General features: G+C 56.6%; 23 protein-coding genes. 11 read left to right on the forward strand and 12 right to left on the reverse strand.

What is annotated here, in order from left to right; genetic code table 11:
* Window positions 1-23: 23 nt before the first annotated feature.
* A complete protein-coding gene (locus BUC04_RS06095) occupies window positions 24-671 on the reverse strand; it encodes a methylamine utilization protein (RefSeq protein ID WP_159437658.1) in 648 nt (215 codons plus the stop codon).
* 459 nt (window positions 672-1,130) lie between these two features.
* Window positions 1,131-1,469 carry a hypothetical protein gene (locus BUC04_RS06100; RefSeq protein WP_234977353.1) on the reverse strand — a complete coding sequence of 113 codons (339 nt, stop codon included), beginning with the start codon at window positions 1,467-1,469 and terminating at the stop codon, window positions 1,131-1,133.
* 416 nt (window positions 1,470-1,885) lie between these two features.
* On the opposite strand from BUC04_RS06100, the gene BUC04_RS06105 reads away from it, so the two are divergent.
* Window positions 1,886-3,325: a YfcC family protein gene (locus BUC04_RS06105; protein WP_067659397.1), complete on the forward strand. Its 1,440-nt coding sequence runs from the start codon at window positions 1,886-1,888 to the stop codon at window positions 3,323-3,325.
* Window positions 3,326-3,426: 101 nt separating this feature from the next.
* On the opposite strand, the gene ablB is transcribed toward BUC04_RS06105, so the two are convergent.
* The 3 genes from ablB to BUC04_RS06120 are packed head-to-tail and all read right to left on the reverse strand — an operon-like array spanning window position 3,427 to window position 6,946.
* Complete coding sequence (gene ablB, locus BUC04_RS06110) at window positions 3,427-4,299, reverse strand: putative beta-lysine N-acetyltransferase (protein ID WP_234977356.1); 873 nt, start codon at window positions 4,297-4,299, stop codon at window positions 3,427-3,429.
* Window positions 4,296-5,735, reverse strand: a complete 1,440-nt coding sequence (locus tag BUC04_RS06115; RefSeq protein WP_067659358.1) for a sodium:solute symporter family protein — start codon at window positions 5,733-5,735, stop codon at window positions 4,296-4,298. The genes ablB and BUC04_RS06115 overlap by 4 nt, the downstream gene beginning before the upstream one ends.
* An 8-nt stretch (window positions 5,736-5,743) precedes the next feature.
* Complete coding sequence (locus BUC04_RS06120) at window positions 5,744-6,946, reverse strand: KamA family radical SAM protein (RefSeq protein ID WP_067659361.1); 1,203 nt, start codon at window positions 6,944-6,946, stop codon at window positions 5,744-5,746.
* A gap of 473 nt (window positions 6,947-7,419) precedes the next feature.
* Between BUC04_RS06120 and BUC04_RS06125 the strand changes: the two genes are divergently transcribed.
* The 3 genes from BUC04_RS06125 to BUC04_RS06135 all read left to right on the forward strand — a co-directional run bounded on the left by BUC04_RS06125 (window position 7,420) and on the right by BUC04_RS06135 (window position 9,823).
* On the forward strand, window positions 7,420-7,896 hold the full coding sequence (locus BUC04_RS06125; RefSeq protein WP_067659364.1) for a MarR family winged helix-turn-helix transcriptional regulator: 477 nt from the start codon (window positions 7,420-7,422) through the stop codon (window positions 7,894-7,896).
* A 283-nt stretch (window positions 7,897-8,179) separates the two neighbouring features.
* Window positions 8,180-8,719 (forward strand): DnaT-like ssDNA-binding domain-containing protein, encoded by a 540-nt coding sequence (locus BUC04_RS06130; protein ID WP_143165555.1) that lies wholly within the window; start codon window positions 8,180-8,182, stop codon window positions 8,717-8,719.
* Window positions 8,720-8,773: 54 nt separating this feature from the next.
* On the forward strand, window positions 8,774-9,823 hold the full coding sequence (locus BUC04_RS06135; protein ID WP_067659370.1) for an ATP-binding protein: 1,050 nt from the start codon (window positions 8,774-8,776) through the stop codon (window positions 9,821-9,823).
* 118 nt (window positions 9,824-9,941) lie between these two features.
* On the opposite strand, the gene BUC04_RS06140 is transcribed toward BUC04_RS06135, so the two are convergent.
* Together BUC04_RS06140 and BUC04_RS06145 are read right to left on the reverse strand one after the other, a co-directional pair.
* Window positions 9,942-10,745: a hypothetical protein gene (locus BUC04_RS06140; protein WP_143165556.1), complete on the reverse strand. Its 804-nt coding sequence runs from the start codon at window positions 10,743-10,745 to the stop codon at window positions 9,942-9,944.
* A 41-nt stretch (window positions 10,746-10,786) separates the two neighbouring features.
* Window positions 10,787-11,506, reverse strand: a complete 720-nt coding sequence (locus BUC04_RS06145) for a transposase (protein ID WP_073325650.1) — start codon at window positions 11,504-11,506, stop codon at window positions 10,787-10,789.
* 518 nt (window positions 11,507-12,024) lie between these two features.
* Between BUC04_RS06145 and BUC04_RS06150 the strand changes: the two genes are divergently transcribed.
* A complete protein-coding gene (locus tag BUC04_RS06150; RefSeq protein WP_067666211.1) occupies window positions 12,025-12,441 on the forward strand; it encodes a hypothetical protein in 417 nt (138 codons plus the stop codon).
* A gap of 136 nt (window positions 12,442-12,577) precedes the next feature.
* Here BUC04_RS06150 and BUC04_RS06155 read toward each other — a convergent pair whose 3' ends face one another.
* A complete protein-coding gene (locus tag BUC04_RS06155) occupies window positions 12,578-12,790 on the reverse strand; it encodes a transposase (protein ID WP_200804665.1) in 213 nt (70 codons plus the stop codon).
* Between the two features lie 250 nt (window positions 12,791-13,040).
* Here BUC04_RS06155 and BUC04_RS06160 point away from each other — a divergent pair, with 250 nt between their 5' ends.
* The 3 genes from BUC04_RS06160 to BUC04_RS23560 all read left to right on the forward strand — a co-directional run bounded on the left by BUC04_RS06160 (window position 13,041) and on the right by BUC04_RS23560 (window position 15,365).
* Window positions 13,041-13,220: a hypothetical protein gene (locus tag BUC04_RS06160; protein ID WP_067662891.1), complete on the forward strand. Its 180-nt coding sequence runs from the start codon at window positions 13,041-13,043 to the stop codon at window positions 13,218-13,220.
* 374 nt (window positions 13,221-13,594) lie between these two features.
* Window positions 13,595-14,749 (forward strand): AAA family ATPase, encoded by a 1,155-nt coding sequence (locus BUC04_RS06165; RefSeq protein WP_073325652.1) that lies wholly within the window; start codon window positions 13,595-13,597, stop codon window positions 14,747-14,749.
* A gap of 1 nt (window position 14,750) precedes the next feature.
* Window positions 14,751-15,365, forward strand: a complete 615-nt coding sequence (locus BUC04_RS23560; RefSeq protein ID WP_143165557.1) for a hypothetical protein — start codon at window positions 14,751-14,753, stop codon at window positions 15,363-15,365.
* A gap of 406 nt (window positions 15,366-15,771) precedes the next feature.
* On the opposite strand, the gene guaA is transcribed toward BUC04_RS23560, so the two are convergent.
* Complete coding sequence (gene guaA / locus BUC04_RS06170) at window positions 15,772-17,346, reverse strand: glutamine-hydrolyzing GMP synthase (RefSeq protein WP_067662892.1); 1,575 nt, start codon at window positions 17,344-17,346, stop codon at window positions 15,772-15,774.
* A 95-nt stretch (window positions 17,347-17,441) separates the two neighbouring features.
* On the reverse strand, window positions 17,442-18,905 hold the full coding sequence (guaB, locus tag BUC04_RS06175; RefSeq protein WP_067662898.1) for an IMP dehydrogenase: 1,464 nt from the start codon (window positions 18,903-18,905) through the stop codon (window positions 17,442-17,444).
* A 360-nt stretch (window positions 18,906-19,265) separates the two neighbouring features.
* Between guaB and BUC04_RS06180 the strand changes: the two genes are divergently transcribed.
* From BUC04_RS06180 to xseA, 3 genes are all read left to right on the forward strand, one after another.
* Window positions 19,266-19,634, forward strand: a complete 369-nt coding sequence (locus tag BUC04_RS06180; protein ID WP_067662901.1) for a hypothetical protein — start codon at window positions 19,266-19,268, stop codon at window positions 19,632-19,634.
* A 48-nt stretch (window positions 19,635-19,682) separates the two neighbouring features.
* Window positions 19,683-20,321 carry a hypothetical protein gene (locus tag BUC04_RS06185; protein WP_067662904.1) on the forward strand — a complete coding sequence of 213 codons (639 nt, stop codon included), beginning with the start codon at window positions 19,683-19,685 and terminating at the stop codon, window positions 20,319-20,321.
* 129 nt (window positions 20,322-20,450) lie between these two features.
* On the forward strand, window positions 20,451-21,797 hold the full coding sequence (xseA, locus tag BUC04_RS06190; RefSeq protein WP_067662906.1) for an exodeoxyribonuclease VII large subunit: 1,347 nt from the start codon (window positions 20,451-20,453) through the stop codon (window positions 21,795-21,797).
* A 184-nt stretch (window positions 21,798-21,981) separates the two neighbouring features.
* Here the strand turns inward: xseA and BUC04_RS06195 are convergent, their stop codons facing one another.
* A complete protein-coding gene (locus tag BUC04_RS06195; RefSeq protein ID WP_067662909.1) occupies window positions 21,982-23,367 on the reverse strand; it encodes an FAD-binding oxidoreductase in 1,386 nt (461 codons plus the stop codon).
* A 128-nt stretch (window positions 23,368-23,495) separates the two neighbouring features.
* On the reverse strand, window positions 23,496-24,626 hold the full coding sequence (locus tag BUC04_RS06200; protein ID WP_067662912.1) for a GGDEF domain-containing protein: 1,131 nt from the start codon (window positions 24,624-24,626) through the stop codon (window positions 23,496-23,498).
* Between the last annotated feature and the right edge of the window lie 144 nt (window positions 24,627-24,770).

A 24,770-nucleotide genomic window follows, 5' to 3' on the forward strand; every position in this document is an offset into this window, starting at 1 on the left:
TTCCGCTCGAACTTGATCCCCGATTAATAATCATCAAATTCGTCTGCTAAGCCACCAAAGTTCGGGGAGTGTAAAGGTGCTTTGAGCATCCATTCTTGTTGAAGCGCTGCACCAATGGTGACGTCTTGCTCGCGCTGTAAGTCGATCTCTTGCATCAATGGATGCCATACCTTCAATCGGTACTCACCCGCTGGCAGGTCAATCCCGATCTCACCATCGGCTGCGCTGATCCCGAACCAGGGTGATTCGGCCACATAGATATAGCCAATCATCCAATCATGGATGTTGCAGCCCAGCGCCACAATCCCAGGGGTTTCGAACTCCAAGGGTTCCGGGATCTTGTCTTTATACAGTCGCAGCTCAAAGGTCTTGGGATCCGAAAACGAATAAACGTGGTGCTTAATGGAGTCCGAGTTGGGGAAACTGACGCGCTGTCCGGCCTGGATCGCCAATACATAGGGCTTGAACTGCCGGTCAATTTGGTCGAGCACGGCGGGCTCTGATGGAATAAGCGGCGGGATCGTCGTGCTGTCTTTGGGGATTAACGCAGCGACGGCATGCTCAATGGGCTCTCCTTTCGAAGTAAGCACCTTGATACCAAAGCGTTCCGCTTGCGCCCCGGTTGAGACAACAAGACAAAATATGGCAATCATCGCTGTTTGAGCTGACATGTCCCAGGTCACGTTTTTTTTATTTATGTTATCTGGATTTAGCTCTAGGCAACAACCTGTATTTTATCGACTTTATCAGTCCAGCCTGGGCAGCTAGCCCGCGATTAGATGCTCGAGTATCAAGCCAAAAACGGCCCATACCTTTGCTTCAGTGGGCTGCCGCTGGGTGAGCGAAGCGAAGGTACTAGAAAAGCGCTGTCGCTGTTGCCATGGTTGAGTACCCACAACAAATCACCCGTCGGCAAAAAAGGGAACTTGGCAGCAGGGGAGATGCGCACCTCGCCGTCCTGTCATGTGGCGGTGAATCCCTCAGGCTCCCCCCGTCTCAACGACAAAAAGCCCGAAGGCTTCCACCTTCGGGCTTTTGTGTTCAGTCACCACAGGTTAGCACCGGCTCATGTTCTCCTGGCGCCAAAAAGCGTCGCTACCAAGCGGTGGGTCTGGCTGGGTATCCAAGCACTAAAGAGCGTCGCTGGCTGCCGTTACCCACTGTACGATGTTGGCCTCACGCAGCACGGCCCGGTCTCTCTCCAGCAGCTCGCCAGAGGGCGAAAACAGCAGGATGTCAGAGGAGGCAGCCCGGTAGCGGGTCTGGAACTGGTCACCGGCCGGGGTACCGACTCGGGCAATCAGGAAGAACGCGGCATCGCCTACCTGGCGTCGCGCGGCATTCATCTGCTCGGTTTGGGTGTGGCTCGAGGTAAAGTTGGGGTCGTACACGAACACCACCGCCGGCTTGCCGGTGCCAATCTCTTCGTGCGTGGTCTTGAACCCTTTCGGGATCACGTTGAAGACCACGACGACCACCAGAACCAGGGTGGCGATGACGCCGATCTTGAACCAAGGGCTACGGCGAGATGATGTGGCAGTCTGATTCTGTTTGATAGTGGGATCCTCTTATCTGGGTTCATTAGCCGCTGTTTAATATACATAAACAGCGGCAAGCTTGCTTCGACTCTGTCTCAGTTCTCTTGACCGACATCGCGATTCAACAGTACGACGCCTGCCGTACTCGCAGATCAGACCCGCAGATCAGGCCCAAAGTTCAGGTGCACGACAACCCCACTCCTTCCGGGTGCAAATTCAACTCACCCACACCTCACAAAAACCTACTAATGCAGGGTGAAAATCCCGTTTACAAAAAGCCTTTTCATATTTTTTTAACCGATTACACTGGCGATTCGCTCGAAAAGCAGTTTTTGGACAAAGAGAACATGGAAAAAACAACAAAAACAAAGAAAGTTCCACATACCCTTATCTTGCTCCTGGGCATGATGCTGGTGGCCTACATCGCCACCTGGCTGGTGCCGCAAGGGGCATTTGAGATGGTGGCAAACGACGCCGGCCGCCTCTCCGTTGTGCCCGGCACCTACCATGCCGTTGAAAGCACCACCAGCATGACCCCATGGGATCTGCTTCAAGTCATCCCGCGGGCCTTTGCCGCCGCCCAAGACGTGATCTTCTTTGTCTTGATTGTGGGTGGTGTACTGGCAGTCGCGCGGGCTACTGGCACTGTGGATGCGCTGATTGGCCGCATGCTTGAGCGCTTTGGTGACTCGCCGCAGAAGCTGATCTTTGCCGTGGTGTTTGTCTTTGCCATGGCCTCCAGCAGCATCGGCACCGCCGGGGAGTACATCCCCTTCGTGCTCATCCTGGTGGCGCTGTGTCGGGCGATGAAGCTGGATGCCATGACCGCAGTGGGGATGATCGTCGCCGGCTACGGCATCGGCTACGGCGTGTCGGCGTTTAATCCCTTCACCGTATTGATTGCCCAGCAGATCGCAGAGATCCCGGCCTACTCCGGGCTCGGCCTGCGCCTGGCCATCTTCGTCCCCTTCGTGCTGATTGGCTTCCACCACGTGTGGCAGTACACCAAGAACGTTCAGAACAACCCGGGCGCCTCAATGATGGCCGGTATCCCCTGCCCACTGGGTGACAAGCCAACCCACAACTACCCGCAACTGAACGGCCGCCACAAGCTGATCCTGGCCAGCTTCGTTGCCACCCTGGCCATCGCTGTGGCCGGTATCGCCACCCAGGGCTGGTACCTGTACGAGCTGGGCGCAGTGTTCATCGCCTGGGGCATCCTGGTGGCCATTATCGGCAAACTCAGCCCGGATACCGCCGCCAACAAGTTCATCGAAGGCACCTCCGAACTGGTGATGACCGCGGTGCTGATTGGCGTGGCCCGAGGCATTGCCCTGGTAATGGAAGATGGCCAGATCCTGCACACCCTGGTGCACGGGATGAGCCTGCCGCTGTCCTACGTTAGCGCCGAACTCTCCGCAGTAGGCATGCTGGTGATCCAGACCCTGCTCAACACCTTTATCCCCTCCGGCTCCGGCCAGGCCTTTGTCACCATGCCGCTGATGGCCCCGCTGGGTGACTTGGTGGGTGTGCCGCGTCAGGTAGCCGTATTGGCTTACCAGTTTGGTGATGGCTTCTCCAACATGATCATCCCGACCAACGCGGTACTGATGGGGATCCTCGGCATGGCCGGTGTGCCCTACAGCCAGTGGTTCAAGTTCTGCCTGCCGCTGCTGGTTAAGTTGATGGTGGCCGCCGCGCTGGTGCTGGTTGGCGCTACCATGTTCGGCTACGGCCTCGACGTACAGCCACAAGTTACTGCCATGATGGAAGCAGCCAACGGCTAAGCAGATGCTGTAGCGCTAACAGTCAGAGAGCTTTAATGTCGACACGAAAAACGCGCCCAAATGGGCGCGTTTTTTACAAAGCAAAAGGGGCACCTTTGGTCTTATAAAGGCTTATACCAAACGTTCATCGACTCAATCTGGCCACCAATCTGCGTGTTGTTGATCAACCGACCAGCCATGCTGTATTGCCGCTGAGCAAAGGTTCGATTCATCCCCGTGGAACCCGCTCGAGCGATGGTATAGGCCATATGATGCCCTGCCGCTTCCATATCCTGCTCCATATGGGCCAAAAGGCGTTGAGCCCAGCCCTGGCCCCGCGCAGAGGGCGCTGTCGCAAAGTCGGTCATCTCGACCGTTTTGGTCTCAAAACACTGCTCCGCCGAGGCCAGCGCGACCAACTTGCCCTCCCGTACTCCCCCAAAGTACGCCACATTGTCAGCCATCGTCTCCAGCAGAAATTGGGGGTGGGTGATCGGAAATGGGTAGCTGGGAAACACCTGAGCATAGAGTTGCGCCATGGCATCGACGTCACTGGGCGCCATCCGGCAGATATCGAGATCAGGCTCTACCTTGTTAACCAGGCTGAGCCCGGATGTCGCTGCCGTCAGTACCTGGTCAAGGTGAGCACCCTCGGTGGCCTGGGCGCGGTCGTTGTCTGCGTAGAACGCCAGAAACAGCGCATCGGCATCCCGGTAAAAGTTCGGGATCCGAGCTTCAATCCGATAGCCCTGGCTTAGAAAGAGCTCACTTTGCGTGTCGCGCACCTTGGCGAAAACCTTGCCGTAGCCGTGCTGGTCAACCAGGTGATGCGCTTCGTACAGCACCTGTTGCGGATCCGAGCTACCCAAGGACATCAGGTAAACCCGGTCGTTGTTGGGGCCATGTTGCAGTGTGGCGCCCAATCGCTGCTCCACCTTATCAAAAAGAAAATCCGCTTGAGTGGGGTTCTTGGGCATGACAGCTTGGGAGTTCATTCCATTACCTCAACAACGTCGGTTCGGCGAAAAAGACTGAGCCTATGGGCCAGGCCCAGGGTCAACAAAGAAAGAGCAAGGCCATACACGCTGGGTTCCAGCCCCCATCGCTGAAGTGGCTCCGGCAGGGAAACCCACTGCAGCATCAGCAGGGTCACGGTCACGCACCCCACCAGCATGGCGGCCATCGCGGCACCAGCTTGGATCCTGGGCCAGAACAAACAGGCCAATGTGGGGGCCACCAATCCAGACACCATCAGGCCGTAGGCCATCAAGATGGCGTCCAACACCGAAGTGGCTTTGGATGCCAGTAATATGGCGACCAGCCCCAGCGACAAAGTAAACAGCATCGATAGGCGAACGGTGCGGGGTGAGTCATCGCGGATCCCCAGCAGATCGTTGAGCAGGTTCCCCGAGCTGGCCATCAGGCAACTGTCAGCCGTCGACATGATGGCCGAGAAATAGGCGGCGATGACAATGCCCGTCAGCCCCAAGGGCAACACATCCCGGATCATTATCGGCACCGCACTCTCCGCATCGGCCTCAGGCAGCAAAACCCGGGCACACATCCCCAGCAGGACACCGGAAAAGGCCATCAATGGGTATTCCAGAAACCCTGCCAGATACCAGGCGCGCTTGGCTGTGCGGATGTCCCTGCAGGCATAGATCCGCTGATAAAGGGTCATCGCCACCAGCCAGATAGGGGTAATGGTGAGCAACCAATTGAGCGCCGTCGCCGGGGCCAGCTGAGTCAGTGAGCCATGGCCCTCTGGCAGGGCCACGAACAACGCTGTCAGGCCGCCAATCTCAGCAAGCGCAAAGGGCAGCGCCAATGCTCCCAACCCCAATAGCAGGATGAGCCATTGCACGCTGTCGGTGTAGATCACCGCTTTAAGCCCGCCAAAAGCGGTATAGAGGATGGTGGCGCCGCCGATCAGCCAAAGTGCCAGGTTCATCGGTTCGACGGTACTGAAGTCGGGGGAAATCAGGGTATTGGCCGCCAGCTTTGCCCCCGCCAACAGCTGCGCGGCGGTAAAGCCCAGGTAGCCAATGGCGGAGATCGCCGCGGCCACCATAGCAACCCGCCCACCGTAGCGATGGCGCAGCAGATCCGGGTAGGTAAAGAAGCGCTGACTCGCTTCCCGTGACTTCACCTTGGGGATCATCCACACCGCGGCCAGCCAGGCACCGAGCAAGCCGGTAAAGAGCAGCCAACTGGCGGAAAGGCCCATGGTGAAGCCCAACCCCGCCAGGCCAATGGAAAAGCCACCACCAACGTCGGTGGCGGCGATGGAGAAGCCGACGTGGCGCGCGCCCAGAGCGCGCCCGGCCAGGAAGAAGTCCTCGCCGCCACGATGGCGCCGATAGAAGTAGTACCCCACCCCGACCAGCGCCAGAAGGTAGGCGGCAAACAGCGCGTAATCCAGCGGATGCATGACAGCGCTTAAAGCAGGAAGGAGACGTCAGCCGTGCGGCCTTCAAAGTTGGTGGCCATCAGTTTGGTTTGCCCATCCTGCTCCACCTTCTTCACATACTCGGGCTGCACCGGCATCTTGCCCAGGCCGCCGATCCCATCAACGATGAAGGTGGGAATGGCAGGGCCGGATACCCAACCGCGGATCCCATGGTAGATCTCCAACATACGGTCATAGCTGACCATAAACTTGCTGTTCCCCGGTGCCGGATCCATGGAATAAACGTAGTAAGGACGGATCCCGTTGGAGACCAAGTCCATCACCAGATCTCGCATCACTGCCACGTCGTCGTTCACCCCCTTGATCAGCACACTCTGGTTGCCCAGCATGACGCCCGCACGGCGCAGCATGCCGGTGCGCTCGATGAACAGCGGGGTGATTTCACGGGGGTGATTGACCTGGGTGTTGATCAGGGTGACACGGTTTTTCACCAACACGTCCACCAGCTCCGGTGTGACACGGGTGGGCAGCTGAGCCAGCAAGCGGCTGCCGATGCGGAGGATCTTCAGGTCCGGACGGGCCTGGCGGATCATCGACAGGATCTCATCCAATTTGCTGTCGGTCAGCAGTAAGGGATCGCCCCCCGAGAGCAGCACATCTTGCACCTCTGGATGGTCTCGGAGGTACTCGACCGAGCGGCGGATCCGAGCCATATCGATCACGTTCAGCGGATCAGACACCATGCGTTTGCGGGTGCAGTGACGGCAGTAGGCACCACAGATGTTGTGCACCAGAAAGAGCACCCGATTGGGGTATCGATGCACCAGGGAAGTCCCCTCCGGCATCATGTCATCCTCCGCCAGCTGGTCGCCCATTTCGTGGGGCGCGACATGCAGCTCGTCCTGCTCGGGCACGTACTGGAGACGAATGGGGCAAGCGGGATCGTTCTTGTCCATCAATTGAGCCACGTAAGGCGTGACACGGGCAGCGATAACGTCGTAGACCTCTTCATCAACCGGACGAATCCCGTGCAGCACCTTAGCCAAATCCTTATCTGTCTTAAAGGACTTGGCTAAGGTCTCACGCCAGGAGTGGTTGGCAACGTCAAACGCCATCAACTCATCGTGGTTATTAAAGTGGAATGGGGCTTCTGGTTGGGTATCCACCAGTTTCAGTGGAATGGACTGGGCAGAGGGTACTTCATGGCGTACAGGAGCCAATGTGGAAGACATGGTGAAACAATCCTTCGTCTAAGCAATAGAGTCAATACCATTAGAATGCGAACGATCCTAACGCCAGCTTTAACAGAAAATCAACCAGACGCCGCCATTGCAGATACAAAGCTAAGGCTCAATTGCTGTAAAGCATCTGTAACGTGTAGATAAAAGATCGCATTGAGTAGCTAAAGGTGGGCAGATACGTATTTGCGCCAGCTCAGAAAAAAGAATGTGCACTAACTATTTTCCCTGACAGCGCCAAGGTAATCATTAGAGTCCAGCGCAAGTGAAGCCCCCGGGCAAGAGAGGTCCTGAGCTGGATAAGCAGGCAACCCAATTCGTCGCTCTTATACCGGGTGAACTCGCGAAGCCGCCCGTCGTGGTTCTCACCAGCAACCCAGCTCCCAACGGGCCTCTTGGGCCGACGGCTCCGGTACTGGCTTGAGGGCGGATTTTTGTTACAGTACCGGTGATTAACTGGAGCAACTATGGACAAACACGAGCAACTGCTGATCTCCCTGCGCAAGGTGATACGTGCGATCGATCTGCACAGCCGGAAACTGAGCAAGGAATCAGGCCTGACCGGCCCACAGTTGGTGGTAATGCAAAAGATCCGGCAACTGGATGGCCCCATCGCCCGCCAGATCGCTTCCGAGGTCAATCTGAGCCCGGCGACGGTCACCTCCATTGTCGACCGCCTGGAATCCCGAGGCCTGGTAACCAGGGTCCGGGACGACGCAGACAAACGCCGCGTGCAGTTATTCGTCAGCGAGGCCGGCAAGAGCCTACTGGCTACCGCACCTCAGCCTCTGCAAGAGCATTTCATACAGCGCTACCAATCCCTTGAAGAGTGGGAACAGAGTCTGCTGCTCTCCTCCGTTGAACGGATCGCGGCCATGATGGACGCCGAAGAGCTCGATGCCGCCGCCATGCTGATGGTGGGTCAGATGCAGGACTCTCATTGAGCCCCAGCGGCAGCCATTGAACGGCAGCACCCCTGGCAATACCCGGTAAAAAAGCCCTGAGCCCGATCCTCGCAGATCCGGCTCAGGGCTTTTTAGTTCATGGGGCGCTGGTTGGACATAGGCATCGTCTGCTGTTTACGATGGGGAATGGTGTGATGCGCTTCCGTGCTGGGCCAACCGGAACCCGCAATAAAAGCGGGATCCGTCCGGTTTTGCGTGAGCGAGCAACTTGTTTGCCGGCGGCCCCTTTGCGAAAATCGCCTCCACTTATCAGGAGCGCTATGTGAACCAGTTAGAATTTGAGCTGTTTGACCAGAATCGGTCGGTGTCGTTGATGGCCCGGCAGGCCTATGCCTTCGCCCTGGCCCGAAAGGCGGTGCGCGGTCGGATCCGCGGGTTGGATTTGCTCGATCTGCAGCGCTTACTGGTCATCGAGGTCGACGGTAAGCCCCGGACCCCGAATCAACAACAGCTCCAGGGTTACCTGGATGAGCTGAAGGCGCTGGGTCTGTTGGTTAACGAAAGCGGATCTGCACAGTGGCAAGGTGCCGATGTGGCGCTGCCAATGCGACTGCAGGCCGACCCCGAGGGGCACGTCTTTGAGATGACCCCTGACTGGAAGCCAAGCTCAGACGTGCTGCTCCACCTGCGTCTGCAAGGTATCCAGGCGGAGGGAGCAATCCAAAACTCGGATCTCTACGACTTCATCAGCTACTGGGTTAGCCAACCCCACAAGCAGTGCACCCAATCCGAGTGGGACCACCAGTTTGCCAAGAACATTGCCCGACGCCGTAACCGTGCGACCGGCATCAACCGCCGCTGATGTTGAGCTGGCGCAACAACACTAAGTGCAACGCTCCGCGTTGAAGGGATAAAGATGAGCATCAAAAAGGTTCAACCCAGCCTTGCCGACTTGCAAGAAAAGCTCAACAAGATGAAGGCAAAGCAACAGGTCGAGAAGGACGCTGCTGCCAGCAGTGCGCCGCAGCCTGCGGTTGCCGTTCAACCCTCACCGGTGCAGCAAGCCCCGGTTAAGAGCGAACAGCGACCCGTGGTTAAGCCCTCAGGTGGTGCTGCCCGTCGGCCCAGCGATGGCAAGAAACGCTCTGGCCCGGTTGATATCACTCAGTTCATCGACAAGATCGGCAAAGGCCGCCGGATGGGTAAAGAGGAGTTGGCGGCAGCCATTGCCGCTCAGGACCGCAAGGCTCAAGAAGAGCTCGATAAAGAGAACGCGGATCGCCGCGCCCGTGTGACGGAAGAGCTATTGAAAGGCTCCGATGTTGATCCAAGCTGGACGCTGGAGAACTGTTACGCCATTGCCGCCACCGGCGATGCCAGTGAGGACTTTGAGAACGCCATCGCGGCCTTGCAGGTGATGATCCCTCGGGTCTTGACCTCACATGAGCAGGATGGGTACGCCCTCGGAGCCCTGTTCATGGGGGCCTACGGCTGCGGTAAGAGTACCGTTGCCGGAGCACTGCACCACGAGGTGATTGCTGCCGGAAAAAGCTCGATGATGGTGCAGTTCAAGCGCTTTGTAGACACCGTGTTTTACGACAAAGAGAACGGTGAGGCGCTGCGCGAACGGGCCAGTAAAGTCGATCTGCTCATCTTCGACGAAGTGGGCTTCGATGAGCAGATGCTGACCCCACCGATGAAGACGGCGATCGGCACCATGATCCGTAGCCGCCAGTCTCAGGGTCGCTCCACCGTGCTGGTCACCAACCACAAGCCCAACTCACTGCGCTCTGCGATTGGCCATGCCTCTATGGAAGGTCTGCTGCAGTACCAGGGCATGATCACCGTGCCTTTCCGTGGGCAAAGCAAGCGCCAGCAGCAGCTCACCGACCACCTGGGTCGTCCGGTCGAATTCGGCGAGAGCGATAGCGGCTTGTCTTGGATGCCCGGTGGTGACCCAGTTTGAGGTAGCGGCCTGAGAGGCATCTCCCCTTCTGACATCCAGCGCCTGCCCCCTACCTGGGGCAGGCGCTTTCTTTTGGCCTACTGCTGGGGCCAAAGCGGACCAAAGAGTTCAGGAAATGTTAACTCGCCAGTTTTGCCTCAATAGACTCTAACTTTGCCAATATCTCTTCATTCTGACTCTTGATGGCTTTGTTACTAAAAGATTCGTAATTCCAGCCTTCGCCCATTCGTGAGTATTCTTCTTCAACCTCGTTACTGAGGGTCGGAATATCCTCGTGCCACAGTCGTTCGAAATCAAACGCTAATACACCGCAGCCGGTCAGCAAAGCCTGCATCAATTCAGTAGTGAGATGATTAAAATCGTTAAAAACAGTTATCTGCCCTTCTTGGATAGCCTCACTAGAAGCGCCAAGTTCTTCTAGTACGGCATTTTCAATGCTCATGGCCGCCAGGTTAGGAGTAATTTGTAAGAGCTTGGCCACGGCCTCTGTTTCCGCCTTGGTGCAGATCGGAGCATACTCAGCAGTGATAGTGAGTAGGCGAGAAGTGACGATGTAGCTGTAGCTGATGGCCTCGACCAACTTTGGCAGCCTTTCATCTCCTTTATCAGCGGGAAATTTTGCACCACAGGCCACCATCATTTCTATGCAGGCCTTGCGCAGGGCCTTCATGCCTTTATCGCCTTTCAGACTCCCACCCTCATAACTGTGACGTTCATCCAGATAGGACATAAATGTCTTTCGCTGCTTGAGCTCCTCTTCAACTAGCTGCCATTGCGCCAAGTGAGGACCCATTACGGCCTCGTCAAAGGTAAGTTCACCTGATACTAGGGCCAGTAATTGGTCAGCACGGTCATCGGGCATGTCCTCAAAGTTGGCCCAGCGGGACAGCTGTGATCGGCTAACGCCGATCGCCGCCGCCATCTGTGACTGGTTCACGACCAAAGGGGTCAGAGTGGATTGAATCATTTCCCCTGACGGAACTGCTCAGAACGATGGTCTCCTCCACGGGGCAAGGGTGACAGTCGCCGCGCCGTTTGGCGCTGGATCTCTGACTCAAAATGGCCATCCCCAAGCACCCAAAGCTTGTTGGTCGCCTCACGGATTTCTGCAAGGGTACGCTCAGGGATCTGACCATCAAACAGGGAGCGATAAGCTGCTGTACGCTGCTCGTTGCAAGGGCCCAAAGACAGGTAGCTAGCGTGTGGCTGGATAAGTGAATCGGTCTGACTCGAGCCTGCGCCAGTTGCGTTCACTCGGTAGCTCGACCATGGATACTCCGATGGATGCTCTACCATGGCGGCACGCACGGGATTCAATTCGATATAACGACTCACCGTCAGAAAGTAGCGCTCTGAATCCACTAGTGTTGATTTGAATCGCCCTTCCCACAGGGAGCCGGTTCTTCGATAAGTCTTGTTGATGTAGTGGACATAGACCCGGCCAAGACTCTGCATCATCCGGCCGACTCCACCCTCCTCGCCAGGAGTCACCAACAGATGGACATGGTTGGTCATCAGAACATACGCGTGGATAGCCACATCGTACTTACCACTCGCCTCGCGAAGCTTATTGAGGTAGCAGTGCCTGTCTTCGTCCCCGAAGAAACAGGCCTGACGATTGTTGCCTCTCTGTATGACGTGCTGCGGGATCCCCGCCAAATCCAATCGACGTAACCTAGCCATCCTAACTTCCCTGTTATCAAGCTTGGACAGGTAAGCCTAGCAGGCTGGGTATCACAGCCAGCGTACGATCAATCCACTCTGACCCCTTTGGTCACCATGACAAGAGTCACGCGACGCGCCTAAAGGAGAGTGAATGAAACTCAACGCTTTGTCAGTAGATCTGACTTTGATAAAGTCGATCACTACAAAATCGAGACCCGTCAGAGCCACCAGCCATCCTGCTGGAGTGCGGAGCGTATCTGAGATTCAGAGTCATAATTTGGCTGAATTGGTAAATGACTGGCCCCACGGGGTTAGTAGCTACTAACCAAACCACTCTGACCCCTTTGGTCACAAAGGGCGGTATCAGCTTAGATAAAGCGCCTGTGCCAAGGGTACGCAGCGCTACGCTTGAGACATTGAAACAGCACCGGCAGAGCGTAGTGGATGAAGACTATCGTATGGTTGGAATTTACGAGTGATACCGAGTAATACGCCGATTAACCAAGTAATACATAGATGTACAGAGAATTACAATAATGAACAAACTTAGCAAGATTACGATTGCAGCGGTGATTGCCGCTAGTACGTACAGCACTGCGGCGGCAGCAGCTTACAGTGATTACAGCTGCAGTCAGTACCTGTCTGATTCATCTAGCAGTAACGCTATGCAGTACGCTCGGGGACAGGAGGCGTGGAACAGCGCCACCGACCGGCTTAAAGACGATGCTTTCTATGAGCTGGTGGGGTCCGTATGGGACTTCGATCAGGCGTACGCGAAGGCGTTGATTCGTATCAGTGCTGTATTCACAAACGAGAGTTGTCGTGAGGATACCAGCGCCACTCTGTACGATGCAGCGCAGTACGCTAGGGCAACCGCAGCGAGTGCGTTTATCGATGGGAAGATCGACGATCTGCTTGAAAACATGGCGCAGCATTACAGGGTTGGAGAGTAAGTACAGCCCGGTGAATTAAAGACGAATGATCAATCCACTCTGACCCCTTTGGTCAAATAGCCAATAGCCAATAGCCAATAGCCAATAGCCAATGGATACCACGGCCCACCTGATCAATCCACTCTGACCCCTTTGGTCACTCCTCGCCAGGAGTCACCAACAGATGGACATGGTTGGTCATCAGAACATACGCGTGGATAGCCACATCGTACTTACCACTCGCCTCGCGAAGCTTATTGAGGTAGCAGTGCCTGTCTTCGTCCCCGAAGAAACAGGCCTGACGATTGTTGCCTCTCTGTATGACGTGCTGCGGGATCCCCGCCAAATCCAATCGACGTAACCTAGCCATCCTAACTTCCCTGTTATCAAGCTTGGACAGGTAAGCCTAGCAGGCTGGGTATCACAGCCAGCGTACGATCAATCCACTCTGACCCCTTTGGTCTTGAGATTCAGAGCGATGATTTAGCCAAACTGGACACTGACTGGTACCACGGAGTTAGCGATTGCTAACTAAACCGCTCTGATTCCTTTGGCCCTCGTGGCCCCCAAACATGGGGCAGCCGCACTGGCCGACCCACCACCGACAAGGAGTCGAGATCATGACCTTTGGACAAAAATACCTAGTTACCCTAAACGCCATCTGCCTGGCCGTGGTGCTGTTCATCGTGTGCATGGGCGGCAAAGCCGGTTTCTTCTTTGGTTGGTATGCCCTTTGTGTGGGCCTGCCCACCGTACTGGCCTTCTGGCCCCAGATCCGCGCCAAACTCATAGGCCAGTAGCCCGTAGCCCGTAGCCCGTAGCCCGTAGCCCGTAGCCCGTAGCCCGTAGCCCGTAGCCCATGGATACCATGTCCCACATGATCAATCCACTCTGACGCCTGTGGTCCGCTGACCATGACAAGAGTCACGCTACCCGCACTAAGAAAAATGTATGCAACTCAGAACTTTGTCAGAAAACCCGATTTTGATAAGGTCGATCACGACAAGATCGAAACCATTCAGAGCCACCAGACATCGTGCTGGAGAGAGTCGCGTATCTGGGATTCAAAGCCATTATTTGGCTGAATTGTACACTGACTGGCACCACGGGTTAGTGACTACCAACCAATCCACTCTGGCCCTTTGGTCCCCCATATTAGAATAAGTAGGAACGTATGAAGATTACAAAGTTAAAACTAAAGAATTGGAGGAACTTCGATGAAGTCGAAGTTTCTTTGGGAGACCGGGTTTTTATTGTTGGACCTAATGCGTCAGGAAAATCTAACCTGCTTGATGCCCTCAGATTTCTGAGAGACATCGCTAACACCGATGGCGGTGGCTTTCAAAAAGCCGTGTCCACTCGGAGAGGCGTTAAAAAAATTCGCTGGCTAGGTGCAAGACGGAGCCCACAAGTAGGAATTGAAATAGAATTATTCGATGGGGATACAAAATGGTCGTATTCATTGGAATTTATACAGGAGACCTATGGAACAAGGCGCACACTTGTTACCAAAGAAAAGGTCGTAAAGAATGGAAAAACTGTTTTAAATAGACCCAATAAGGACGACAAGTCAGACTCTGATCTACTGACACAAACTCATCTGGAACATACATTCTTAAACAGAAAATTTAAATCAATCGCAGAATGGCTAGGCGAGGTCAGTTATCTTCATTTGGTTCCACAAGTATTAAAACATCCTGACTTATTTTTACAACATGAAGAAACAACTGCAGACTCCTTTGGCCAGTCTTTTCTTTCAAAAATATCTAAATCAACTAAGTCAGTATTAGAGAGCCGCCTAGGAAAAATTGAAAAAGCTCTAATGGTTGCAGTTCCAAATCTAAAAGAACTTGGGTTTGAAAGAGATTCAATTACGGGCAAGCCTCATTTAAAAGCACGCTACGCTCATTGGCGCCCTAGGGCAGGCTGGCAACGTGAAGATCAATTTTCTGATGGCACGCTTAGACTGATAGGATTGTTTTGGTCTCTACTGGAGAACAAAGGACTGCTTCTTCTTGAAGAACCAGAATTATCACTTAATCCTAGTATATCAAGAAAATTACCAAGTAATTTCTCTCAGCTCACCAAAAGAAAGGGGGGGAGCACACAGGTTTTTATAACTACCCATAGTAATGACATGCTGGAAGATAAAGGCATTGATACTAGCGAAATAATCTTAGTTACGCCAAGCAATGAAGGTTCAAATGCCTGCAATGTTAATGAGATAGAGGACATTACATTGTTGATTGAGGCAGGGTTCAGCCCGGCAGATGCCGTACTGCCAAGAACATCACCGAGAGAAATTGATCAGCTCAACCTAGATTATTAGCATGTACAAAGTATTTTTAGCTGTTGAAGATGAACCCAGCAAAGAAGTTGCTCTAAAAATATTAGATTATTGTAGAGAAGACTTTGTTCTCAACCACTTATTCCCTATGAGAGGTTGTGGTGACCTAAAGAAAAATATGGTGAAGTTTAACAACATTGCCAATAACTGCTTTATGTTCGTACTAGCAGATTCCGATCAGCAAGAGTCAGTTTTCGATTTTCAGAATATGTCTCTTAATTGGCTAAGTCATCGCCATAATCAAGGTCTAGCATTTTGTATTGCCGTTTCTGAGGTAGAATCGTGGATACTTGCAGACATAGATAGTGTTAAGAGCTACTTCAATGTAGCAAATATTTCATACGATAATTACGTCGACAATATTCGAGACCCAAAGCTAGAGTTAATAAATTTATCCAGACGTTCTCGAAGCAAAGAGATTGTTCAGGGAATGATACCAATAGGAAATGCACCAATAGGCCCGTCATATAACGCTTTACTTTCTGAGTTTATCAGGAATTATTGGGATATTTCAGAAGCCATCTCTAGAAGCAACAGTCTTAGAGCAACTATAGAAAAAATTAATAGCATGAATCTGAATGGCTTGATGAAAAATTAAAGCAGAGTTTTTCAAGCTTGATTTGTTGTTAAGAGCAACTCGGCAACTTTCATGCCGTATTTACGAGACGCAATCACCACTACAACCAAGAAAGCGAATCTAAAAAGCAACATAATTCCAGATAAATGAGGTAGTTTGTGTGTCTCTCTGGCATGACCTCAACCTTGGGATATTAGCTCTTTATAGAAAAGTACACTCTCCAAGCATATTTTCTGCGGTAGGCGTAAGGCCGATGCTCCACTGCTCTTGCTCTGCCCTTTCGTTGATTTCTAAGAGTGTAGGGAAGCGGTTAGGCAAGGGGGAGTCATGAGGAATGCAGCCTCCTCCTCTTCATCAAAAAAGCCCTGAGCTCAACGCTCAGGGCTTTTTTACATCCGGCCGTTAGGCCGCTAAACCGTGTGGGAGATTATTCCCACTCGATGGTCGCCGGCGGCTTGCCGGAGATGTCGTACACCACGCGGGAGATGCCGTCGATCTCGTTGATGATGCGGTTGGAGACGCGACCCAGGAAGTCGTAGGGCAGCTGGGCCCATACGGCGGTCATGAAGTCGATGGTCTCTACCGCACGCAGGGAGACAACCCAGTCGTACTTACGACCGTCGCCCATCACGCCCACGGAGCGCACCGGCAGGAACACGGTGAAGGCCTGGGAGGTCTTGTTGTACAGGTCGGCCTTGTGCAGCTCCTCGATGAAGATGGCATCGGCACGGCGCAGCAGATCGCAGTACTCTTTCTTCACTTCACCCAGTACACGCACGCCCAGACCCGGCCCCGGGAAGGGGTGGCGGTACAGCATGTTGTAGGGCAGGCCCAGCTCCAGACCAATCTTGCGCACCTCGTCTTTGAACAGCTCAGTGAGCGGCTCAACCAGGCCCAGCTCCATGTCTTCCGGCAGGCCACCCACGTTGTGGTGAGACTTGATGACGTGGGCCTTGCCAGTGGCGGCACCGGCGGACTCGATCACGTCCGGGTAGATGGTGCCCTGGGCCAGCCATTTCACGTTCTGGATCTTGGACGCTTCCTCGTCGAACACCTCGATGAAGGTGTGGCCGATGATTTTACGCTTGGCTTCCGGATCCGCTTCGCCTTCCAGCGCAGACAGGAAGCGCTGCTCGGCATCGACACGAACGATGTTGAGACCGAAGTGGTCACCGAACATCTCCATCACCTGGTCGCCTTCGTTCAGACGCAGCAGGCCGTTGTCGACAAACACACAGGTCAGCTGGTCGCCGATGGCGCGGTGCAGCAGCATGGCTACTACGGAGGAGTCGACACCGCCGGACAGGCCCAGGATGACCTTGTCAGAGCCGACCTTCTCTTTGATGCGAGCGATGGCGTCATCGATGATCGCCTCGGAGGTCCACTTGGCCTCGCAGCCACAGATGTTCAGCACGAAGTGCTCCAGCATCCGCTTGCCCTGCTTGGTGTGGGTCACTTCCGGGTGGAACTGCACGCCGTAGAACTGGCGAGACTCGTCCGCCATGGCGGCATAGGGGCAGGTCTCGGTCTTGGCCACCTGGGTGAAGCCTTCCGGGATGGCGGTAACCTTGTCACCGTGGCTCATCCACACGTCCAGCAGCGCGTTGCCGTCCGCTGCGATGGCGTCTTCGATGTTCTCGAACAGCTTGGTCGCTTCCAGCACTTCCACCTGGGCGTAGCCAAACTCTTTCTTGTCGGAGCAAGACACCTTACCGCCCAGCTGCTCGGCCATGGTCTGCATGCCGTAGCACACGCCCAGTACCGGTACGCCGGCGTTGAACACGTACTCCGGTGCACGGGGGGAGCCGGCTTCCGCCACGGACTCCGGGCCGCCGGACAGGATGATCCCGGTGGGGTTGAACTCGCGGATCTTCTCTTCGGAGACGTCCCAGCCCCAGAGTTCACAGTAAACGCCGATCTCACGGGTACGGCGGGCAACCAGTTGGGTGTACTGGGAGCCGAAGTCCAGGATCAGAATGCGGTGGTCATGGATATTGCTCATGCGCTTTGCTTCTCTTTGTTCGTTATATAAAGCGGCAGGTGCCACGCTTGCTCTTTCGATGAGCATGGCACCTGCCGCGTAGGGATGGGGCGAGCTTAGCCCAGACGGTAGTTCGGGGCTTCTTTGGTGATGGTCACGTCGTGAACGTGGCTCTCTTTGATGCCGGCACCGGAGATGCGAACAAACTCCGCCTTGGTGCGCAGATCAGTGATGGTCTGACAGCCGGTCAGGCCCATGCAGGAGCGCAGGCCACCCATCTGCTGATGGATGATCTCTTTGAGCAGACCTTTGTACGGGATACGGCCTTCGATGCCTTCCGGCACCATTTTGTCGGCGGCGTTGTCGGACTGGAAGTAACGGTCGGAGGAGCCTTTGCTCATCGCCGCCAGGGAGCCCATGCCACGGTAGGATTTGAAGGCACGACCTTGGTACAGCTCAGTCTCACCCGGGGCTTCCTCGGTACCGGCGAACATGCCACCGGCCATGATGCAGGAAGCGCCGGCCACCAGGGCCTTGGCGATGTCACCGGAGAAGCGGATACCGCCATCGGCGATCACCGGGATGCCGTACTCGTCGGCCACGGAGGCGGCTTCGTTCACGGCGGTGATCTGCGGTACACCTACGCCAGTCACGATACGGGTGGTACAGATGGAGCCCGGGCCGATGCCCACTTTCACGGCGTCCACACCAGCGTCGATCAGCGCCTTGGCACCGGCCGCAGTGGCCACGTTACCACCGATGATCTGCACGTCCGGGAAGGCCGCGCGGGTTTCGCGGATGCGCTGCAGCACGCCTTCGGAGTGGCCGTGGGAGGAGTCGATCAGGATGACGTCAACGCCAGCGGCTACCAGGGCAGCGACGCGCTCTTCGTTGCCGGCACCGGCGCCAACGGCGGCACCCACACGCAGGCGACCCAGCTCGTCTTTACAGGCGTTGGGCTTCTCTTCGGCTTTCTTGAAGTCTTTAACGGTGATCATGCCTTTAAGGGTGAAGGCATCGTCTACCACCAGCACCTTCTCAATACGGTGCTTGTGGATCAGCGCTTGGGCTTCGGTCAGCGGGGCGCCTTCCTGTACGGTCACCAGACGCTCTTTCGGGGTCATCATCTCGGACACGGTGGCATCCGGAGTGGTGACGAAGCGCACGTCACGGCCAGTGATGATGCCCACCAGCTCGTTGTTGTCGGCTACCACCGGGAAACCAGCAAAACCGTAGTTCTCACGCATCTCCCACAGCTGACGCATGGTCATCTCAGGGGAAACGGTCACCGGGTCCTGCACGATACCGGCTTCGTACTTCTTCACCTTGCGGACCTCGTTGGCCTGCTGTTCGATGCTCATGTTCTTGTGGATGAAACCCAGACCGCCTTCCTGTGCCATGGCAATGGCCAGACGGGCTTCGGTCACGGTGTCCATCGCAGCAGACAGCAGCGGCAGGTTCAGACGGATCTTTTTGGTCAGTTGGGTACCGAGCTCGGCGGTGTTAGGCAGAACGGTAGAGTGGGCAGGGACGAGCAGAACGTCGTCGAATGTCAGGGCTTCTTGCTTGATACGTAGCATGGCAACATTCCACCTAAAGTAGGGTTTTGAGGTTTGAAATATTGCGGCGAGATTATAGCGACGTCGCCTTGCTTCGGCAATCGGAAATTGATACTTCTAATGGATCCTTCTCACAGAGTCTCGCCCTGCAGCACCTCCTGCTGCCGACTCAGCTTCATCGCCACCACATCCTCTCAGTTCCACTTGCGACCACATCCACTGCCCCAATCTAGTAAGAATTTTCAATAATAAACAGGCCGTTGTGTCATCAACGACGGCGCGATAAAGTCTATGCGCTCGCCCACACACCTTGGTCAGCCGACCCGGGCGTGTGACCCCATAGGTGCCGCTTTTGGCCCATGTCGTTATGGAATGACGTTGATGTACCTGCAATTTGCTATTGAAGTCACCCTAATGGTCTCACTGCTGTGGTTAATGACCCGCCGTGATCTCTCTTTTCCCAGCGTGTTGCTGGCGGTGGTAGCCGCCATCGCCGCAGACATAGCCATCGGCTTTTCCGGTCTGTCTTCGCAGCTGCCCGTTAGCCTGATGCCGTACTACAACAAGATGATCCTGAGTCTGTACGTGATCGTCCCACTGGCTGTCTGGTCGTTCCGGCCCAAAACCGATCTGCTGGTTCGCCTGTCCTACGCCTTCTGTCTGCTGGGGCTCAACCTCACCATCTTCGCACTGCGAGGCCTTGGCCTCACCGATGCCCTGATGGATCAGATCGCCCACCTTCCGGTATGAGCCGGCTTTTAGGCCGACCCATCAAGATACAGACAGCAAGGATACCCCATGGACCTGTTTAACCATCGCAAGAGAACCCTGGAGTTCTGGGCTCGCACCGGCGAAGTGCTGAGCCAGGAGAAGCATTCACAAACCCACGTGTCCGGCAGCGGCACGGTGCACGAGGGCAATGGCCAGATCAACATCCACTCTGAGACCACCACCACCCAAGAGATCTGGATCCGAGACGACCAGGGCAAAGAGCATCAGATCAACTTGATCAACAAATCGGTGCCGATGCGACCGGGCCACCGGGTCACGGTGCTGTTCGCTGGTCGCACCGACAAGGGCTTTGGCTACCCTGCCCGGGTGATCAATCACACCACTGGCAAGCAATACACTGCAGCCAATGGCCACGAGCTCAATGGCAAGATCAAGATTGACCAGCTCACCGGCAAATCCCTGCTGATCGCCGGCGCGGCTTGGGGCCTGATGTATTACGGCTACGGCATGCAGATGCCTCCCTCTGAGCTTTTGTGGCTGCCGGCCTACTGGCTGGGCATTCGCGCCTTCTACAAGTTTGCCCGCATCCAGGCTATGGCCAAGCGGCTCGATCTACACCTGAGCGAGCTGACTAATCGACAAGCTAATCAACAAGCCAGTCAACAAGCGGCTGAACAAACCACTCAGCAGCCCAGCCCGGCCTGATCTCGGGTAACCCCTGTTCGGCTACCTGCACCAGACAAGGGAGCCGAACAGGGGACTCATCCAAACTTGCTCATACCGGCAAAAGCTGGCACCGTAATCGCACCCTCTTTCGTACCCCCTGCCCCGCCTGTGAATGCCAACATCCTTACCGTTTCTGCCCTCAATCGGCAGGTCAAATCGACGCTGGAGCAAAACTGGAGCCGCGTCTGGCTGACCGGCGAGATCAGCAACCTGGCCACCCCGGCCTCCGGCCACATCTACTTCACCCTGAAGGATGACCGCAGCCAGATCCGCTGCGCCATGTTCCGCAGCCGCGCCGGCCGCCTCACCTTCCGGCCGGAGCACGGCATGCAGGTGCTGGTACGGGCCAACGTCACCCTGTACGAACCCCGTGGCGACATGCAGCTGCTGGTGGAGTCGATGCAGCCCGCCGGCGATGGTTTGCTGCAGCAGCAGTTTGACGCGCTGAAGATGCGCCTGGCCGGTGAGGGGCTGTTTGCCCAGGAGGCCAAGCAGCCACTGCCGGACAACATCCGCAAGCTGGGGGTGATCACCTCCCCCTCCGGCGCCGCCATCCGCGACGTGCTGTCGGTACTGAAGCGCCGTGATCCGACCCTCGAAGTCGTCATCTACCCCTCGCTGGTGCAGGGTGCCGAGGCAGTGGAGAACCTTATCGCTATGCTGCGCACCGCCGATGAGCGGGACGAGGTGGACTGCCTGCTGCTGACCCGCGGCGGCGGCTCGCTGGAGGATCTCTGGTGCTTTAACGATGAACGGCTGGCCCGGGCGATTTACGAGGCCCGTCTGCCCATCGTCAGTGCGGTGGGCCACGAGGTGGACACCACCATCTCCGATTACGTGGCGGATCTGCGTGCGGCTACCCCTTCCGCCGCGGCGGAGCTGCTCTCCCGCGACAGCAGCCACCATCGCCAGCAGCTGATGCAACAGCAGCAGCGTTTGGGCCAGGCCTTCACCAGCCACCTGCGTCATCAGCGCCACGCCCTGGCGCTGCTGCAATCGCGGCTGGAGGCCACCCATCCCCGTACCCAGCTGAGCACCCACAGCCAGCGGCTGGATGAGCTGAGCCTGCGTCTGGAGCGCGCCATGCAGACCCGCCTGCTGCACGCCGGCCACGCCCAGCAGCGGCTGAGCCAGCGACTGGAGCATCAACACCCGGCGCCGCGGATCCAGCGCTCCGGCCAGCAGGTGACTGAACTGCAGCATCGGCTCAAGCGGGCCACCGATGGCCTGGTGGGCCGTGCCCGCCTGCAGCTGCAAAGCCAGGTGGCGGCGCTGGATGCGGTCAGCCCGTTGGCGGTGCTGTCCCGTGGCTACAGCATCCTGCAGGATGAGAGCGGCAACACCATCAAGGACGCCGGCCAGGTCAGTCCGGGTCAATCCCTCAGTGCCCGCCTACACCGGGGTAGCCTGGCGCTGACGGTGGAGCACCCTAAGGACAGCGCAGAGCAAGCCTGAGCGGCGCAGTGAGTGCTAACGCTGATTCAATCGCTAACATAACCACTGGGCAACCACTGGTGCAATCGCTAAGCAGAGTGAGCACTAACCTCGATATCTGCATGGCAGTGCAAAACGTAAGAAGCGCAAAAAGCCCGCCAATTGGCGGGCTTTTTCTATATCTCTTTCGTGTCTTTTCGCAGTGCTAATCCGGCCGGATGTTCTGGTTCAGGTGCAGCCGGTTGTCGGGGTCATACTGGCGCTTCACCGCCACCAGCTTGTCGAAGTTGTTGGCGTAGGCATCCTGCACCCGGGCACCCTCTTCGTCGGTCATGAAGTTGACGTAGGCACCGCCAGAGGCAAAGGGACGGGTAGAGGCAAACACCGAGCGGGCCCAGTTGATGCAGGCATCGTCATCTGAGGCCTCCTGCCAGCGGGCGTGCACGTTCATCACGAAACGGGCATCCCGGGCGTTCCAAGCCATGGCGTCGGCGGAGACACGGTTAGCCACCCCGGCGATGCAGGCGAAGAACACCTCGCACTCCGGCCCAGCCAGGCCGTTTGCCTCCTTCACTGCTGCCTGGATCAGGCCATCCTCCATCGCGGTGAAGTTGTGGGTCTTCCAATAGTTGCGTGCGCCTGGGGCCAGCAGTGGGTCGAACGCCTGCTGCCAGTCAACAAAGGGCATCATGCCGATGTGCTCCCCCACCGGCTGGCCAAAGCCGCGCAGCTGCTTGACCAGCGCCTCACCCTCGGCCTGCTCACCGGTGTGACACACGGCTAACACGGCCACCTTGGTGCCGTGTACAGACTCGTCCAAAAACGGCAGCGGCGGCGCATGACGCATCACCACCCAGGTGTTGAACTCCACCGGGGTCTTAAGGATCCAATCGCGGTACTGGGTCAGTACCGATTCCGCCTGCTCCAGCGGGAACACCATCAGCCCGGCCATCACCTCCGGCCCCAGCGGGTAGAGCTCGAAGTCGAAGCGGGTAACGATACCGAAGTTGCCGCCACCACCGCGCAGGGCCCAGAACAGCTCAGCGTTGTCTTGCTCGCTGGCGTACAGGATCTCACCGTCCACGGTGATCACCTCGGCCCCGCGCAGGGCGTCGACGGTCATGCCGTAGCGACGGCATAACCAGCCAAAGCCGCCACCCAGGGTCAGCCCGGCGATCCCGGTCGTGGAATTAATCCCAACCGGCACCGCCAGCCCGTGGGCCTGGGTTGCGGCATCCAGTTGGCCCAGGGTCACACCAGGTTGAACCCGGGCCATGTTGGCTGCCAGATCGACCTCCACCGCATCCATGGTAGAGAGATCGATCATCATGCCGGCATCGCAACTGGCGTTGCCGGCGATATTGTGGCCGGCACCGCGCACCGCGATCTCCAGCTTATGGGTTTGTGCGAAGGCCAGGGCGGCCACCACATCGGCGCGATCGTGACAGCGCACAATCAGCGCAGGGCGTTTATCCACCATGCCATTCCACAACGCACGAACTTCATCGTAATCGGCGTTGTCGGCGGTCAGAACCGGGCCTGCCAGGGTGGAGCGAAAGTCGGAGAGATCCGCATGGTCAACCGGAGACATAATGCATCCTCATCGTTGCCAGCCCCCAAAGCCGTCCCGGGGGCAAAACGCACAGGGATCCAAGCATAGACGAGCTGTTCCACACCGGGTGGGGATGGGCAAATAAAGGAGTCAGGCGGGTGTGTGGATCAGTAGATACACTCGATCCTGTCCCGCCCCATCGACTTGGCGCGGTAGAGGGCGTTGTCGGCCCGACGGTAGATGGCAGGCAGGCTGTCTTCGCCGGGGCGCCAACGGGTGACGCCCACGGAGAAGGTGATGGGCAGCTGCAAGCCGTGGTAGCTGACAAAGGGCTCTGCCCCAATCTCCTGTTTAATCCGCTCGGCCCGCTCCGCCAACAGGCTCATCGCCGGTACTGGCATCAGCAGGGCAAACTCCTCGCCGCCGATACGGGCCAGCAACGCCTCGCTGTCGACACACTGAACCAGACGGTTGCCCAGGTGCTGCAATACCTCATCGCCCACCGGGTGGCCGTGCTGGTCGTTGATGGACTTGAAGTGGTCGACGTCCAGCAACAGCAGCATCATGCTGCTGCCCTGGGCAGCGGAGCGCTGGATAAAGCCCTCGGAGTGTTCGAAGAAGCGGCGGCGATTGCCAAGACCGGTGAGCGGATCGGTGAAGGCCATCCGCTTGTACTGCTCTATCTTGGCCTGCTGGGTGGAGACGTTGCTGACCAGGGTGCACACCGCCGGCTCGCCGTCCCAGTTGAGCACGAAGTCCACCAGCTGGGCCTGCAGCCGGGTACCGTTAACGGCATGGTGCTCCTCCACCTGGATCTTATCCAGGCGGCCGTGCTTCATCAGGGTACGGTAGTTCTCCTGCGCCATCGGCCAATGCTCTTCGCCGATGATGCTGCGCAAGGAGTCCAGCTCAAGCACCTCACTGACCGAGTCAAAGTGAAACAGATCGGCGAAGGCCTGGTTGGTGAACAGCGGCTTGAACCAGCGGTGCACCACCAGCGCGGTGGGCAGATGGGCAATCAGTTGCTGCAGGTCCTGGTGCGCCGCCGGCAGCATCAGGGTGAGCATCGCCTCCTGCTCTGGCACCGCCTGGCTGGACAGGCACCACAAGACACCATCCCGATCCACCACCAGCTGACGCTCACCGCTTTGGCAACGCCCCAGTGAGGAGAGCAGGTTGGCATCCTCCAGCAATCCGCCCAGCCCCAGGTTGTGGCTCAGGATCTGGCCACGTCGATGCAGCAGCGCCTTCTCAGGCAGCCAGCTCATCCAGGGGTTGGTATCGGCAGCGGATTGCATTTAAGTCTCAGTGTTTGTTGAAGTTATTCGCTTAAGTTTACCGCAGCCCCTAAGCCAGAAAAGAGTCAATATGATGAAATAAACTTCCAGTAATAGCGTGTCGATACAGCGTGACTGACTGGCTATCCACAACAAATCGCAGAT

Source organism: Ferrimonas marina, assembly GCF_900129905.1.
Taxonomy (GTDB): domain Bacteria; phylum Pseudomonadota; class Gammaproteobacteria; order Enterobacterales; family Shewanellaceae; genus Ferrimonas; species Ferrimonas marina.

What these genes read in the sequence shown, in the direction of transcription:
- BUC04_RS06125 (WP_067659364.1), top strand. Translation starts at nt 7,420, where the DNA reads ATGGACAAACACGAGCAACTGCTGATCTCCCTGCGCAAGGTGATACGT.
- BUC04_RS06135 (WP_067659370.1), top strand. Translation starts at nt 8,774, where the DNA reads ATGAGCATCAAAAAGGTTCAACCCAGCCTTGCCGACTTGCAAGAAAAG.
- BUC04_RS06105 (WP_067659397.1), top strand. Translation starts at nt 1,886, where the DNA reads ATGGAAAAAACAACAAAAACAAAGAAAGTTCCACATACCCTTATCTTG.
- BUC04_RS06195 (WP_067662909.1), bottom strand. Translation starts at nt 23,367, where the DNA reads ATGTCTCCGGTTGACCATGCGGATCTCTCCGACTTTCGCTCCACCCTG.
- BUC04_RS06120 (WP_067659361.1), bottom strand. Translation starts at nt 6,946, where the DNA reads ATGTCTTCCACATTGGCTCCTGTACGCCATGAAGTACCCTCTGCCCAG.
- BUC04_RS06115 (WP_067659358.1), bottom strand. Translation starts at nt 5,735, where the DNA reads ATGCATCCGCTGGATTACGCGCTGTTTGCCGCCTACCTTCTGGCGCTG.
- guaB (WP_067662898.1), bottom strand. Translation starts at nt 18,905, where the DNA reads ATGCTACGTATCAAGCAAGAAGCCCTGACATTCGACGACGTTCTGCTC.
- BUC04_RS06185 (WP_067662904.1), top strand. Translation starts at nt 19,683, where the DNA reads ATGGACCTGTTTAACCATCGCAAGAGAACCCTGGAGTTCTGGGCTCGC.
- BUC04_RS06145 (WP_073325650.1), bottom strand. Translation starts at nt 11,506, where the DNA reads ATGGCTAGGTTACGTCGATTGGATTTGGCGGGGATCCCGCAGCACGTC.
- BUC04_RS06150 (WP_067666211.1), top strand. Translation starts at nt 12,025, where the DNA reads ATGAACAAACTTAGCAAGATTACGATTGCAGCGGTGATTGCCGCTAGT.
- guaA (WP_067662892.1), bottom strand. Translation starts at nt 17,346, where the DNA reads ATGAGCAATATCCATGACCACCGCATTCTGATCCTGGACTTCGGCTCC.
- BUC04_RS06095 (WP_159437658.1), bottom strand. Translation starts at nt 671, where the DNA reads ATGTCAGCTCAAACAGCGATGATTGCCATATTTTGTCTTGTTGTCTCA.
- BUC04_RS06140 (WP_143165556.1), bottom strand. Translation starts at nt 10,745, where the DNA reads ATGGCGGCGGCGATCGGCGTTAGCCGATCACAGCTGTCCCGCTGGGCC.
- BUC04_RS06200 (WP_067662912.1), bottom strand. Translation starts at nt 24,626, where the DNA reads ATGCAATCCGCTGCCGATACCAACCCCTGGATGAGCTGGCTGCCTGAG.
- ablB (WP_234977356.1), bottom strand. Translation starts at nt 4,299, where the DNA reads ATGAACTCCCAAGCTGTCATGCCCAAGAACCCCACTCAAGCGGATTTT.
- BUC04_RS06160 (WP_067662891.1), top strand. Translation starts at nt 13,041, where the DNA reads ATGACCTTTGGACAAAAATACCTAGTTACCCTAAACGCCATCTGCCTG.
- BUC04_RS23560 (WP_143165557.1), top strand. Translation starts at nt 14,751, where the DNA reads ATGTACAAAGTATTTTTAGCTGTTGAAGATGAACCCAGCAAAGAAGTT.
- BUC04_RS06155 (WP_200804665.1), bottom strand. Translation starts at nt 12,790, where the DNA reads ATGGCTAGGTTACGTCGATTGGATTTGGCGGGGATCCCGCAGCACGTC.
- BUC04_RS06165 (WP_073325652.1), top strand. Translation starts at nt 13,595, where the DNA reads ATGAAGATTACAAAGTTAAAACTAAAGAATTGGAGGAACTTCGATGAA.
- BUC04_RS06180 (WP_067662901.1), top strand. Translation starts at nt 19,266, where the DNA reads ATGTACCTGCAATTTGCTATTGAAGTCACCCTAATGGTCTCACTGCTG.